Source organism: Rhodopirellula halodulae, from assembly GCF_020966775.1.
GTDB lineage: Bacteria > Planctomycetota > Planctomycetia > Pirellulales > Pirellulaceae > Rhodopirellula > Rhodopirellula halodulae.
Map to the genome: position 1 here is coordinate 171767 of NZ_JAJKFV010000010.1, position 14170 is coordinate 185936.

The following is a 14170-nucleotide window of genomic DNA, read 5'->3' on the forward strand; positions in this document are numbered from 1 at the left end:
CACACGTCGGCCCACCGCTCATGGCAACGATCGACTCCGTATCTTCTGAAACCGATGCTCACGCGCATGATTCGCACGGGCACGATCACCCATCTTGGCTGGCGCACCACTTCGACACGCCGGAGCAACAATTCGACAGCGGCAAGCTGGGCATTTGGTTGTTCCTGGTCACGGAAGTCTTGTTCTTCAGCGGCATGTTCTGTGCCTACGCGATCTTTCGGATGCTTCGACCCGAGGTCTTCGTCGGTTGCAGTGAGTTCCTGAATACCAAACTCGGCGCGATCAACACCGGCGTCCTGCTCTTCAGTTCGCTGACCATGGCTTGGGCGGTTCGTTGCTCCCAAACGGAAGAGCACAAGAAGTTGGTTGCTTTGATCGCAACCACGCTTTCCTGTGCGATGGTTTTCTTGGGTGTGAAATCGATCGAATATTCGCACAAATGGGGCATGGGCCTGTTGCCGCCGGGTTCGTACTTCTACAACGCCGCGAATGAGCATCCGACGCAGGAACAATTGGTCGAACTGCATGGCTTTTCCGACTCGATGGCGTACTTCCTGACGCACAGTTTGTATTTCCTTTGTGCACCGTTCGCATTGATTGCTGCGGGTGTCTTGGTGTGGCTGATCATCGCGAAGGTAACCGGTAAAGATTTCCAATACGCCTGTGCGAAACCTTTGTTGGTGGTGGCACTGAGCTTCTTCGGAGGCGTGGGGTTGGGAACCATCCTGGAATCCGGTGGTGAACACCACGGAGAAGGCCACGTTGCGATGGCCGGCGATCATGGACATGGCGAGGAACACGCCGAAGGCGACCATGACGATCACGCCCACGAAGGTGGTGATCATTCGCACGAAGGCGAAGTGGCTGATGCTGAAGGAACTGTTGGTGTGGTCGAGTCGCCCTTGGGCGAAGACTATGCAGCGGTGGAGTTGCTGGCCGAGAACGAAACCAACACTGGATTGAAAGATCTGGTTGCGGCAGAGAAGGCTCAACAATCACTCGCGAAAGGACAAGTCGTTGCTGATCCTGCGGCAAGCGATTTGGGAATCTCCACTTTGGATGGTGAAGTGAACACGCCAAAGCAGGCGGGCGTTTTCTTCGGCATCTACTACTGCATGACCGGGGTCCACGCGATTCACATCTTGGCGGGGATTGGTGTTTTGGTTTGGCTACTGATCCGAGCGATCCGCCAGGACTTCAATCGTCAGTACTTCGGTCCGGTTGACTACGTCGGTTTGTACTGGCACTTGGTCGACTTGATCTGGATCTATCTGTTCCCGTTGCTGTACTTGATTCGCTGATTCGATCTACCGAACGGCCACTCTCACTCGACAATTCATTTCACACGATCGATCGAAAGTTTCACTATGTCTGCTCACGGACATTCCACCGATGACGCTCACTCGCACGATGGGCACGCGGAGGGCGATTTCGCTCACCCAATGCCAATGGGGATGCTGTTCAGCGTCTTCTTCGCGTTGGTCTTTCTGACCGTCGTGACCGTGGCTCAATCGAACTACAACTTGGGCAGCTTTGATATTGCCGTGGTGATGTTCATCGCCACGATCAAGGCGTTGCTGGTTGGGTTGTTCTTCATGCACTTGGCCTTTGACAAGCCATTCAACCTGATCGTTTTCCTTTCATCATTCGTCTTTGTTGGGTTGTTCGTGGTCATCACACTGAGTGATGCGAAGATGACAGCACCTTCGTTCGAAAACATCACGGACGAGCCACCAGTGGCATCCGCCGAGTTGTGACGCCGAAGCAACGGTCGTCGACCAGTGATTGACATTTCAAAAGCCACGCGTGCCGTTCACGGCAAGCGTGGCTTTTTTAGTGGCTCGACCGGGCGTCACGGCTTCGGTTGTGGATTTTTTGGCACGAAGAGTGCTTTGCCAGCCTTCCTGGTCCGTTTTTTTGACCTAAGCTTTGCAAGTTCACTCGCAACCCGGAGATGTTTTCAGTGATGTGTGTTCGTTTCCCGTTCAATTCTGGTTTGTTGTCCAAATCGATGTTGCTGTCTGCGGCTTTCGTGGGAATGCATGCGTTGGGGCAATCGGGCTCGGCTGTCGCAGAGGAATGGAGCGCGGTGGTGTTGCCCACCGGTGCTTACCGAGACCAGATTCAAGCGACTCCCATCGAGCAGCGGCCAGGTCGCCTTTTTCACGTCTATGGAAATACGGTTCGGATGCTTGATCGTTCGAGCGAAGTGCCCGTGACCTATCGCCCGTTTCGCCGGGTGGTGATCGGCACGGATTCACTTGCCGGCACCCGTCGCTCTGGTTTCTCGCGAGGAAATCGCTGATTCGAAGTCGGCAGTCGCGAAAAATTCTGACGGCGCGTGAGAATCAAGTCGCGACGGCATCCTGCAATTCAACACGCGTGTGTCATTTCCGTTGACGCACGCGTTTCTTTTTGATGGTTGTTCACGAAACAATCGGGACGAATGACGCTCTCGCTCGGCTCGCGAGGTGACGCTCTGAACGTCGTGATCAGGTCGACTCGATTCGCGATGTGAATGCTCGGTAGTCTTCCAACGTATCGATCCCGGGCGCCGAATTAGCGACGGATGCAACGACGATCGTTTTGCCGGCCTCGATCGCTCGCAACTGTTCCAGCTTTTCGATCTGCTCCAGCGTTCCCGGTGGTTGGGTGGCAAACCAAAGCAAAAATTCGCGCCGATAGGCGTACAAACCGATGTGTTGCCAGTAATTGGGCGGATCAGCACTGAGCAAAGACGTGGTGAGACCATCGCGAGGATGTGGAACCGCGGCACGGCTGAATGTGACCGCCCGGTGTTCCTTGCCACGCACGACCTTCACGCAGTTGGGATCGTCGACACGTTCTCGGTCGCGAATGGGGCAAGCGGCCGTGGCGATGTCGGCATCGGGATGTTCCAGCAGCATTTTGGCAACCGCATCAATGGTGTCTGGATCGATTTCCGGTTCGTCACCTTGGACGTTGATGAAGATGTCAACGTCTTCGTGCAGCAAAGCAATCTCAGCGATCCGGTCGGTACCGCTTTGGCAGTCGACGCTTGTCAGTCTCGCTTGACCGCCGAATGAGTCGACCTCCGCCGCCAGTCTTGGATCATCGACCGCAACCAGGACCTCATCGGCGACGCTGGATCGCGAAGCTGCATCGTAGGTGTGTTGAAGGATTGATTTCCCACCCGCCTGCAGCAGCAATTTTTGACTCAATCGCGACGAGGCCAAGCGTGCTGGGATCACGATCATGCATTTCATAGGAACATCGATTTGCGAGGGAGTTGAGGAATGAAGGAATCGCGAGCAGCTTGATCCCTTGAACGGCGGGGCATCGAGATTCCGGCGGTGATACCAATTAGTAGCAAAAATGGAACCACAGGGCCCACCTCGGAGCGTGATTCTCGCACCGCGACCCATGCGTTCGTTCGATGCGGTTAGAACTAGGGCCGAAGCGATTGCATGCAGCGAAACGGGACAGGACCCGGGCGACGTTGGCAGGCACGTCATCAATTTTGTTGTTCAACACGGCTCGTAGGTTTCTCATGTCAGACGACGTGCAAACATCCAATCGACAATCCGCATCGATGTGGGCATTCACCTCGGGCGATTTGAATGCCTTCTTTGGGTTGATGCTGGACAACGTTGCCGGGCTGTTGTTGATGACCGCTTTGCTGGCCGGGTTCGGACTGCCGGCGGCGTTCACGGTGACTCACATGGTTCCCGGAACAGCGTTGGGGGTGATGCTGGGAGACATCGCGTTCTTCTTCATCGCGTTGCGGATGGCCAAAAGGGAAAATCGCAGTGACGTTACCGCGATGCCTTTGGGTTTGGACACGCCATCGACGTTCGGCATGATTTTGTTGGTGTTGGGGCCTGCTTTCTTAGCGGCGACGGCGAGTGGAATGTCCGAGTTGGAAGCCGCGCGTCATACCTGGCACATTGGAATTTGGTGCACGGTTTTGAGCGGTGTGTTGAAGCTGGTCCTGGCACCGTTTGGACAAATCGTTCGCGATGCAATTCCGCGGGCTGGTTTGCTTGGATCACTGGCGGCGATCGCATTGGTGTTGATCAGTTTCTTTCCGCTGACGCACATCCTCGGATCACCATTGCCGGGATTGTTGGCACTGGTGATCGTGTTGGGCACCTTGATCGGTCACCTGCCGCTTCCCGGACGGACTCCTGGAACTCTCGGGGCACTGATCGTTGCCGGAAGCCTGTACTACTTTCTTTGCTTGTTAGGTGTTGCGGGTTATGAGCTTCCCGATCGGATGGAAACGGTTTGGTTTCCGACCCAGTGGATGGAATCGTGGCAGGGAACGTGGTGGGGAGCGTTGCCGGACGCATTGCCGTTTCTGCCGTTTGTTTTGCCGTTCGCGTTGGCGACGGTCGTGGGAGGCATCGACTGCACCGAATCCGCCGCGTCGGCCGGCGATGAGTATGACGCGAGAACGGTGTTGGGAGTCGAGGCGGCCGCGACATTTTTAGCGGGGCTGTCGGGCGGTGTGATCCAGACGACGCCGTACATTGGACATCCGGCCTATAAAGCGATGGGCGGACGGGCGACTTACACCTTGGCCACGGCATTGCTGGTGGGCAGCGCCGGGATTGTTGGTTACTTTGCGATTCTAAACGCCTGGATTCCTGCTCCTGCGGTTTATCCCATCCTCGTTTTCGTGGGATTAGAAATCACGTCGCAAACGTTCTTGGCGACACCGCGAAAGCACTATGCGGCGGTGGTGATCGCATGTTTGCCGGCCTTGGCTTATCTGGCGATGAGTTTGCCTGACCGCGTGTTTGGCGATTCGTTGATGTTGGACAACGGATACACGATGGAATCGTTGGGGGGCGATGCACTGAAGCACGACCTGCAGACGCTGCGGATGATTAGCAACGGTTTCATTATCACTGGTTTGCTTTGGTCATGGGCGTTGGCGTCCATGATTGATCGCAAGCTGTTGCTGGCGGGCGGGCTGATGATTGGCGGAGCGGTGTTGACGTTCTTTGGCGTCATGCATTCGCCGATTGAAGGGAACCGAATGTTCGTCCCCTTCGCCATTGGCGATGAAAGTGCTCTTGGGTTGCCAGAACAGTATGTTGGCAGCGTGATGGAGTTTGTCGAGGGGTATCTCGTCACCGGACTGTTCTTGATCGGCTGGTCGTTCTTTGTGCCGAATTCAGAACCACGCGGCGAAGTCGCTGACCAACATTGAGGCTGGTCAAGGTTGAATCGTTGAGGCTGGCTATGACTGAATCCGCGACTCGGCCATGGAGCTAGCCGGACCGCGTAGCGAGGTCAAGCTGCGCGACGGGTTGAGGTGCGTTCGGGAACGATGTGACAACCCAGGGTTTCAATCTCCAACTGCAGCAGTCGTTGGACGACCTCTGAGGAACTGGGACGCTCCGAAGGCTCGGCGGCGACCATGCCTTCGATCAGCTCCGCGACCGGCTCCATCAGGCTGGAAGCGGTGGGTTGGGTGAGTGCCAGTGTTTCCCAGAGCACGCGGCCGAGTGAAAACACATCCATCGCAGGAATGGCGGCCGTGTTGCCACCGGCCAATTCCGGAGCGGCGTAGGCGGGGGTTCCGCGGAACAAGGGCTGAAGTGGTGAGTGGATCCGAGCGGCGTTGCCCATATCGATCAGCGTCGCGTGCCCTTGTGAATCGACCAGCACGTTGGCGGGCTGAATGTCACCGTGGATCCATCCATTTTGGTGCAGTGCTTCGGCAGCTTGTGCCAATTGCCGAGTCCACCACAGGGCGACAGGCAAAGCAAACTGGGCGATGCCGTCGATTCGCTCGGTGAGGTTGACCGCGTCCAATCGCGGCATCACGACGTAGGGAGCGGTTCCGCTGTCGGATTCGTCCAGAATTGCGATCAAATTGGGGTGTTTGATTCCCGCGGAGGCGATGATTTGCGAGATACGGCGGGTGGGGCCTGCCGACGGAACGCCCGATGTGGGTGTCTGAACGGTTTTCAGAACGTAGTCCCAACGTGGGCTGTCAGTGGTTTCAGCGGGCTGAGCCAGATAGAGTTCGGTGCCTTCCCCGTGGGCGATGTGGGTGCCGACTCGCCAAATTCCCAAAATTCGTTGGGAAAACGGGCTGTTCATCGAGCAAGTAGGCGTGTCGGCGGCGGAAGTCGGTTTCGATGACGCGCGTGATTTGCCAAACATGAGCGATCCAAGCTGAAGACGATGAGACCAGGAATCGGAAGAATCGGGATTCGACCGGAACCGAGAAAGACATCGTCTGGACCGATGGTTCCGGTCGAATCGAGTCCCGGCGACCCGAAAAGTCAGCCAATTCGGCACAAACAGCTCGGAATCCATCTGAAGTTTGGGGGTGTCAGGTGTGGGTTGTGCGGGTTGTGCAAAGAGGTCCGTTCATTCCGGGAACTTTGTGGATCCTGTTGACGTCACAAAGAAGGCATTTCGTTGACACCGCATCGCCCCTAACTAGACTCGCTGTCGCGGTTTGCTGTTTGTGGCCACTGCCGCATCGTCACGGAAAACGCCCCCGCGGCGTGTGACAGCACTGCTTCCCCCTTTTCTGGTCCCCAGGGGCCCATCCTGCCAGAGACCCTCGATGATTCATCGTCAGCCTTCTCAACCATTGTCGGATTGGACTTCTCAAACCGATTCGGAGCAAACATCCGACCGCGAAGCGGGCAAAGCACGCTCGAAACGCCGTCCGAGTCGACGTAGCAATCGCCTTCAGAAACGCCGCCTGATGATGGAAGGGCTGGAGAGTCGCCAACTGCTGGCCGCCGGCGGCGTGGTCCCCAGCGTTCCCGCTTTGGACGAATACGAAGGCCCACGCAACATTGGTGCCGTTGCCGCATTCCCAATGACCGAAGTCGAAGGTCGTGGTGATCTAGGCGAGAACGATTTTGCAAACATTCGTGACTCAGAGTTCTTGCCGTTAGGGAACGGGGCTGGAAAGCGTGACACGATCGACCTGTCGGGAACGGCTGGTTTTGTTTCAGCGTCCTCAACCAGCTTCGAGACTGACATCGACGTTTATCGCTTCGATCTGGAAGCAGGCGACATTCTGGACATCGCAACGCTCGGCGGCACTACATCTTTTACGGTGTATGGCCAAGCACGATTAGATGCCAATGGGAATGCCATCACTTATCCGGGTGAGGTATCTGTCTTTGGCAGCCGTGCTTCGATCTGGTACGGGGTCGACGAACCGCAAGATACCTATCCTGCAAACTCGCCGTTGCAAACTTTGGGCAACGCGTACTTTGCTCAAGTCGTTCCACAAACAGGTACCTACTACGTTGAGGTCGCGGCACAAGCGACCAATGTTGATTACACGCTTGGTCTTCGCACATACCGTCCGGTGACGGAAAGTTTGCCGGTCGGTCAGGCGCAAAAACTGTATCTGGACTTCGATGGCGGAACGTTCAACATCGATCGTTTCAACACGATTGCTGGTGGTGACGGTGCTTTGCCAATCGGAGGTGTCTATCGGGTCCCGACGTTGCAGCAGACGTTGTTTGATCAAGGGGTTCAGGTCACCCCGGCTGAATACGAAAACTTGATGCGAAACATCGTTGCCAATGTTGAGTCGCACTTCAACGCTGTCGCCAATGACGGCTTCAACGGTGACTATGAATCGACGGGAGTTCCCGGCGATTTCGGTATCGAAATTTTGAATAGCTTTGATCACGACGATCCAGGCAGTGATCCAAATGTGACTCGATTGGCTATTGGAGGAACGGAGGCCATCTTCAACTTTGTCGTGCCAGTCAATGGTGTGGCCGAGTCCGTTGATATCGGCAACTTCGACCTTCGTGAGACGGGCGTGTTGTTGCTCGACAACCTTCGTGCCACCGCGAACTTGTTCCAGCGTAGCCCGGCTCTGAGTGAGTTTGATGCATTCGCTGCATCGATCGCAGCGACCGCCAGTCACGAAGCTGGGCACTTGTTCGGCCTACGTCACACGAACAACGCCAACTTCACCGCGAACTTGATGGATTCGGGAGGGAACCTGCAAACGGTCTTTGATAGCCGAGTTGGAACCGGACCGGACCTGATCTTGGGTACGACTGATGATGTTCAAGTGAAGTTCGCGACGGATATCTTCGCACCAGCAGAAGGCATCTTTGGTGTGAACTACACCGGGCACGCGGCAGCATTCGCGTTGACAACGGGTACCGTTGGTACCTCCGCAACTGGGCGTGTTTTCAATGATGCGAATGGTAGCGGAACGTTCACCGGCGATTCGGGATTGGGTGGCGTCACCGTCTTCCTGGATGTCAACGGTGACGGTGTATTGAGCCCGGCGGATCCACGCAGTGTCACCGCTGCCGATGGAACGTACAGCCTGTTCGGTGCATCCGGTAGCTACAACGTGATCGCAGTCGCTCCGGATAACTTTGTGGCGACGACTTCGGTCAGCCGACCTGTCACATTGGGAAGCACCGGTGGCGTGTTGCCAAGCTTTGGTTTCCGACAAGTTCAGTCAGACGTTACCGGACGTAAGTTCGAAGACTTGAACGAGAACGGTTTCTACGACGCTGGTGAACCTGGCATCGAAGGTGCCTACATCTACGCTGACTTGGACGGCGATGACCGATTGGATTTGGGCGAACCGTTTGCCATCACTGATGAGAACGGTCTGTATTCACTGAACCTGCCCGACGTTTCTTATTCCTACGCCATTCGCGAAGTGGAAGAGGCTGGGTTTGAACGCACGGTGCCACTGACGGGCGAGTACATCGTCACGCCAGGCAGTGCACCTGCGGACGATTTCAACTTCGGCGGTCGCTCGTCACTCGATTACGGGGATGCCCCCGATAGTTATGGAACGCTCAGTGCATCCGGTGGTGCCAGCCACGGCATCTTGGATGGTTTGACGCTTGGTGCCACCATCGACAGCGAAAACGATGGTCAACCTTCTGCGGACGCCACCGGCGATGGTGCGGACGAAGACGGCATTCAGTTCACCGCTCCTTTGGTTCCCGGTACCACCAGCAGCGTTCAAGTCACCGTTAACAACTCGACAGGTGGGCAAGCCTATTTGCAAGGTTGGATCGACGTCGATGGCAGCGGGACCTTTGAGTCCGATGAGTTGTTCATCAGCAACGAGGCATTGGCGTCCGGTGTTCACTCGGTGCCGGTCACCCTGCCGAGTTTCGCGTTGCCAGTGAGCGGATTGCTGGACACATTCGCTCGATTCCGTTTGAGCCAATCGACCAACGTTCCAGCAACCGGATTTGCTGAAACCGGTGAAGTCGAAGACTACGCGGTTCGAATCCTGAACAACGGCGATTTGGCAAACGACGACTCGGTCTCGGTGCCGCGAAACAGCCAAGGCTTCCCGATCGATGTGTTGGCAAACGATTTCAACTCGGCCGCCAACCCGCTGACCATCACCACACAGGGCACGGCAGCGACCCAAGGTGTCGTGACCATTAGCTCGGCAGCACCTGGGCAACAAGTTTTGTTGTACACGCCGCCAAACAACTTCGTCGGCCAAGACACGATTCAGTACCGTGTCATCGACACCCAAGGAAATGTTGCGACGGCGACCGTCAGCGTGAACGTGACCTTCCAAACGGAAGACCCGATCGCATTGGATGACATCTATCGCATCCCCGCGAACGCGAATAGCAGCGGTGGTTTCCCACTGAACGTGTTGGACAACGACATCGCGTCGAGTGCTCCTGGTGGATTGACATTGGCGTCGGTCACCAATGGCACGGCTGGCGGCACCGTGGTGCTGACGCAGAACAACCAGTCGGTTCGCTACACACCGGCCCCTGGTTTCACCGGGTCTGAGCAGTTCATGTACACGGTTCAGGACAGTGAGAACAACTTCTCGACGGCGACGGTCACCGTTTCGATCAATCCTGACGCCGATGCTGACGACTTGGCATCGTTCACGTTGGAAATTTTGGACGAAGTCAACGACACGCAACGTCCAACATTGCAACAAGGCGATATCTTCCGCCTGCGAGTCAGCGTGGACGACCTGCGAGCTTTGAATGCGTTTGAAGCTCAAGGCCTCGCGTCAGCCTTCATGGACATCTTGTACTCCAGCGAGTTGGTGACGACTGTCGACACCGACCTCAGCGATGCGTTCCCGTTTGACATCACTTTCGGACCCAAGTTCGAGACTCCGGGTAGCTTCCAGCTTGGAAACTCGCTGACGCCTGGTTTGCTGGACGAGGTCGGAGCCGCTCAGTCGATTTCGAATCTTTCGACCGTCAATGGTCCTGGCGAAGACGTTGCTTCGCATGTCGGCCCGACGGAACTGTTCACCGTGACCTTGCAAGCCATCGGTTCGGGAATCGCGGTCTTCCAAGCGGATCCTGCTGATGCAGCGATCAGCGAAACGATCTTGATCGATGAGTCTTCGGCTTTGTCGTTCAGCCAAATTCGATACGGTTCGGTCGAGGTCTCGATCGCTCCCGCCGGTCCAGATTTCCCATCGGCATTGGACGATTCCTATCCACTCGGACTGGATAGCAATGGTGCCACCATTTCCAGCAACTTCGAATCGGAATTGGATGTTCTGAACAACGATTTGTTGGGAACCGGTGGCGAAGTCATCTCGTTCGAGATCAACCAAGGGGCAGCCAACGGTATCGCGATTGTTCGTGACAATGGCACTCCGAATGACCTGTCGGACGACTACATCGGCTACACAGCCGACATCGGGTTCAACGGCTTTGACAGCTTCACTTATGTGACCACGGTTTCGAGCCCAACCTACGGCATCGTGACCAGCATCGCAGAAGTCACCTTGGTCGTCGGAGCCAACCAGAGCCCGTTGGCCCAGTTCGATTTTGAACTGGTCGACGAGTCGGGCAATCCGATCAATTCGGTTGCCGTTGGACAGCGATTCGGTGTCCGCATCAACGCGGAAGACCTGACGCAGTTCGATCCATACCCCGTGTTTGCGGGCTACCTGGACGTGCTGTATGACTCCGCCCGCATCGTCCCCTCGAACACCATCACCACCGATGAGTTTGGTTTCGATGTTGAGTTCGCGGACCAATTCAATGAACAATCCGCCGTTGGTGTGAACACCCGAGCTGGTTTGATCGACGAGTTTGGAACGCTTCGCAACGATTCGGGACAACCGGATCCAGGCGATGGTCCATCGTTTGCGACCTTGTTCTTCGAAGCCATTGCACCGGGAACGGCGACGGTCACAGGTTCACCTGCGGATCGCTTCCCATTCCAAGACACCTTGTTGGATGATCGCGACGAGCGAGTGGATCCGGCCCAAATCGTTTACGACTCTCTGTCGTTCACCATCACCGGAAGCGGCGAGCCTCTGCAAAACGTGAACTTGCCAGCCGACGTGAACGGTGACAACTTGGTCACGGCCATCGACGCATTGCTGGTGATCAACGAATTGTCACGCTTGGATTCGGCCGCGGCCGGAGAACCTGGTGGAGCTGGAAATTCGGCCTTGTTCTATCACGACGTCAATGGTGACAAACGTGTCAGTGCGTTGGACGCCCTGCGAGTGATCAACTACCTGAACGGCGATTCGGCCGCTGGCGAGCCTGTGGCTCCTGCGGCGGGTGAGCCGTTAAGCGGTGGGATCGAAACGTTGGCATCGGACTCCGATCAAGCCATCAGTGAATTGACCGGCGAGTCCAAAGTCCAGGGCGGAGCCTCAGCAACTCAAGACGCTGCCAATACAGGTGGCGTGGTGGTCAACGACTCGGATTCTGATTCCGAAGAAGACGATCTGTTGGATCTGCTGGCTGACGATGTCGCCGGTTTGTGGAGCTGAGTCTCCGGCGAACCCATCCTTTGAATATTGAAAAAGCGTGCCTGCGTCGTTGGACTCAGACACGCCTTTTTTTTATCGACGGGGCTCTTTCAGCCTTCGAAATTACTCAGCGGACTTTGCACTGGAACTCGATGGTGACGGTCTCGCCGACAGCCAACTCTTCGCTCAAGGTCCAGACCAACTGATCCGAGCCCGCTTGGTTGGGTTTCTTTTCGAAGTCGGCTTTCATCGAGGCCGATTGAGAATCCGCAACGTACTCCAGACGCGTGGTCAGGTTGTCGGTTACCACGATGCCACTGACCGGTGAGTCACCAACATTCTGTAGTCGCAGAGCAAACGTGACCGTGTCTCCAATGGGAGCGTGTTGTCTGTCCGCCAACTTGATTAGGTTCAGACGACCCGCCTCGGGGAAGTCATAGACGACCAATGCGTCGACTTTCTCATCGCGAGTCAGCGTTGGTGGCAAGACATCTTGGATTTCAACTTCGACGGATTCGTCGATCGCCCATTCCACGGCCGCGTTGGCGAATCGCTCGATCAAAGCCAATTGCGACTCATCCAGTTGCGAGAGGCTGAGTCGGCGAATATTGGCCAGCAGTGCAAGCACGTCCTCGGCAACTTCGATCTGCTGAACGTTCTCAACGGGCACACCGCGATTGCGGTCACGCATCGCATCCACACGCCGCGTCAGTTCGCTGTGACCAAGTTCGGTGGTGTCGGTCATGACCAACCCCGGCAGGTCCAGGTCGACGCCCTTGGGCCCGACGGGTTGAAAGGTACCGCCGACGGTGATGGAGCGATCGTTTTGGATGGCTCCCGTGATACGTCGGACCGATGCGAAACGTGGTGAGTAAACGCACACACGGTTGGAGGCGGCAAATTCGATGTCGCCGGCTTCCGTGGTGTAGTGAGTCACGGTGTCTTCGGGTTGCAATCCAGCGATCACATCGCCGCGTGTCAGAACGGCTTCTGGATCGTGGTCGCCCCCGTCGCAAAGAAACTCCTGCGGATCGACTCCCCACGGTGCCCGCATCATGGGCACCATCGGTGCGGGCTGACACGCCACACAATCACCCGCGGAGACATTGCAGTCACCGCCGCATGCCGCGCTGCCGCAACCGCAGGCGATTCGGTCGCGAAAACCGACTTGGGCGACCGAGCTTTCGGCAACGTTGAGCATCGGGTTCTTTGTTTGATTGATCGCCGGATGAGTGTTCTCGTACAGCGAATGCAAATCGAGTGAATCCGTCTTTGGCGATCCAGTCACGCTGGCCGGCGAAGGCAGGCTTGATTGCGGCGCATGCATGTTGGCGGCTTGTGAGTTGGCCACCGGATTCGCCGGAGCGACGGGTGGAACCACAGGTGTCGCGCACCCAAACGTGGTGAAAGCAATCACCACCATCAACGCCCAGGCAACAACGTCAGTGCACGTTGAGGTTTGCGGCGATCGATTCGCGGTGAGTGCGATGTCAGCGAGTTGTTTCATGATTCTGGCTTGAAGATGGGAGCCCACGTGGGGTAGCCAAAGAAGAACTGAGGTGCGAGTTCTGGCGAGCGAGGCGGTGCCAGCGAACCAATGCGAAGGATCGCGACGACTCGTCCCAGACGATCAGCCACTTGCAACGGATCTTGGAACTGGGACACGTCGATCGGCGTTTCGCCACCCACATCGGATTTGGTCGTTGGCTCTTGAGCCAAAGGCACGGCGGTTTGCGGATCTTCCAGGTAGATCACGCGAGTGACCAGTTGACCGTCGAGAGCCGCCTGCAGATCTTCTTCATCGATGGTGACGATGATGGGGTACTGCGTGGCAAGTCCTGGAGGCGGATAGGTTCGGTCCACCATTTCCAGCGTTGGAAACAGTTCCGCACCTTCGGCACCGCGGATGCCTGAAATTTGAAAGCGGTAGACCTGTCCGACGAGCAAGCCCGCCATCAATCCAGGTTGAGGATCCTGGAAAGCACCCATTTGCGGCAAGGCAAACCGTACACCTTGCGGGCCGCGAATTTGAACGGGTTGGTAATAAGGAGCCTGCACATCCATGGCGGCGGTTCCGCCGGGGCCAGCCATTTGTCGCGTGGCGGCGATGACTCCGGGAGGCATCGCGCCGTTGAACAAACGGTGCTGACCGTTGGACGAGAGATACTGCGACGGATCGGCGGCGGTGGCCAATGAGTTCGTCAGCAGCAGGCCGGCGATGGCGAGCGATGACAGGCACGCTCGAGCGGTCAGCCGTTTGCCGGGCGAAAGGTTGCGAGTGATCGCCATGGGATCCATCCAGTTGCAACGTTGATTCATCAGGGCTGTAACGATGCGGTGCTTTGCCGAAACAAAGCACCGCGTCGCGAATTCAACAGGACCGATCGAGGCGGACGTCCGGGTAACGAGTCGCCGTCGATCGGTCGCTAGTCATGACTGACT

9 protein-coding genes are annotated in these 14170 nt (G+C 56.7%); 5 read left to right on the forward strand and 4 right to left on the reverse strand.

What is annotated here, in order from left to right; translation table 11 throughout:
* Window positions 1-20 precede the first annotated feature (20 nt).
* From LOC70_RS08260 to LOC70_RS08270, 3 genes are all read left to right on the forward strand, one after another.
* Window positions 21-1301 carry a cytochrome c oxidase subunit 3 gene (locus tag LOC70_RS08260; protein ID WP_230253133.1) on the forward strand — a complete coding sequence of 427 codons (1281 nt, stop codon included), beginning with the start codon at window positions 21-23 and terminating at the stop codon, window positions 1299-1301.
* 66 nt (window positions 1302-1367) lie between these two features.
* A complete protein-coding gene (locus LOC70_RS08265; RefSeq protein WP_230253134.1) occupies window positions 1368-1757 on the forward strand; it encodes a cytochrome C oxidase subunit IV family protein in 390 nt (129 codons plus the stop codon).
* A gap of 209 nt (window positions 1758-1966) precedes the next feature.
* Window positions 1967-2305 carry a hypothetical protein gene (locus LOC70_RS08270; protein WP_230253135.1) on the forward strand — a complete coding sequence of 113 codons (339 nt, stop codon included), beginning with the start codon at window positions 1967-1969 and terminating at the stop codon, window positions 2303-2305.
* Between the two features lie 187 nt (window positions 2306-2492).
* Here the strand turns inward: LOC70_RS08270 and kdsB are convergent, their stop codons facing one another.
* The gene (gene kdsB / locus LOC70_RS08275) at window positions 2493-3245 is read right to left on the reverse strand and encodes a 3-deoxy-manno-octulosonate cytidylyltransferase (protein WP_230253136.1); all 753 of its coding nucleotides are present in this window, start codon (window positions 3243-3245) and stop codon (window positions 2493-2495) included.
* Between the two features lie 326 nt (window positions 3246-3571).
* On the opposite strand from kdsB, the gene LOC70_RS08280 reads away from it, so the two are divergent.
* The gene (locus LOC70_RS08280; RefSeq protein ID WP_230253196.1) at window positions 3572-5197 is read left to right on the forward strand and encodes a permease; all 1626 of its coding nucleotides are present in this window, start codon (window positions 3572-3574) and stop codon (window positions 5195-5197) included.
* Between the two features lie 83 nt (window positions 5198-5280).
* On the opposite strand, the gene LOC70_RS08285 is transcribed toward LOC70_RS08280, so the two are convergent.
* The gene (locus LOC70_RS08285) at window positions 5281-6096 is read right to left on the reverse strand and encodes a protein kinase family protein (protein WP_230253137.1); all 816 of its coding nucleotides are present in this window, start codon (window positions 6094-6096) and stop codon (window positions 5281-5283) included.
* A 475-nt stretch (window positions 6097-6571) separates the two neighbouring features.
* Between LOC70_RS08285 and LOC70_RS08290 the strand changes: the two genes are divergently transcribed.
* Complete coding sequence (locus LOC70_RS08290; RefSeq protein WP_230253138.1) at window positions 6572-11749, forward strand: Ig-like domain-containing protein; 5178 nt, start codon at window positions 6572-6574, stop codon at window positions 11747-11749.
* 106 nt (window positions 11750-11855) lie between these two features.
* On the opposite strand, the gene LOC70_RS08295 is transcribed toward LOC70_RS08290, so the two are convergent.
* Together LOC70_RS08295 and LOC70_RS08300 are read right to left on the reverse strand one after the other, a co-directional pair.
* Entirely contained in the window at window positions 11856-13235 is a 1380-nt protein-coding gene (locus LOC70_RS08295; RefSeq protein WP_230253139.1) for a DUF11 domain-containing protein, read from the reverse strand.
* The gene (locus LOC70_RS08300) at window positions 13232-14017 is read right to left on the reverse strand and encodes a hypothetical protein (RefSeq protein WP_315857223.1); all 786 of its coding nucleotides are present in this window, start codon (window positions 14015-14017) and stop codon (window positions 13232-13234) included. The genes LOC70_RS08295 and LOC70_RS08300 overlap by 4 nt, the downstream gene beginning before the upstream one ends.
* Window positions 14018-14170 lie beyond the last annotated feature (153 nt).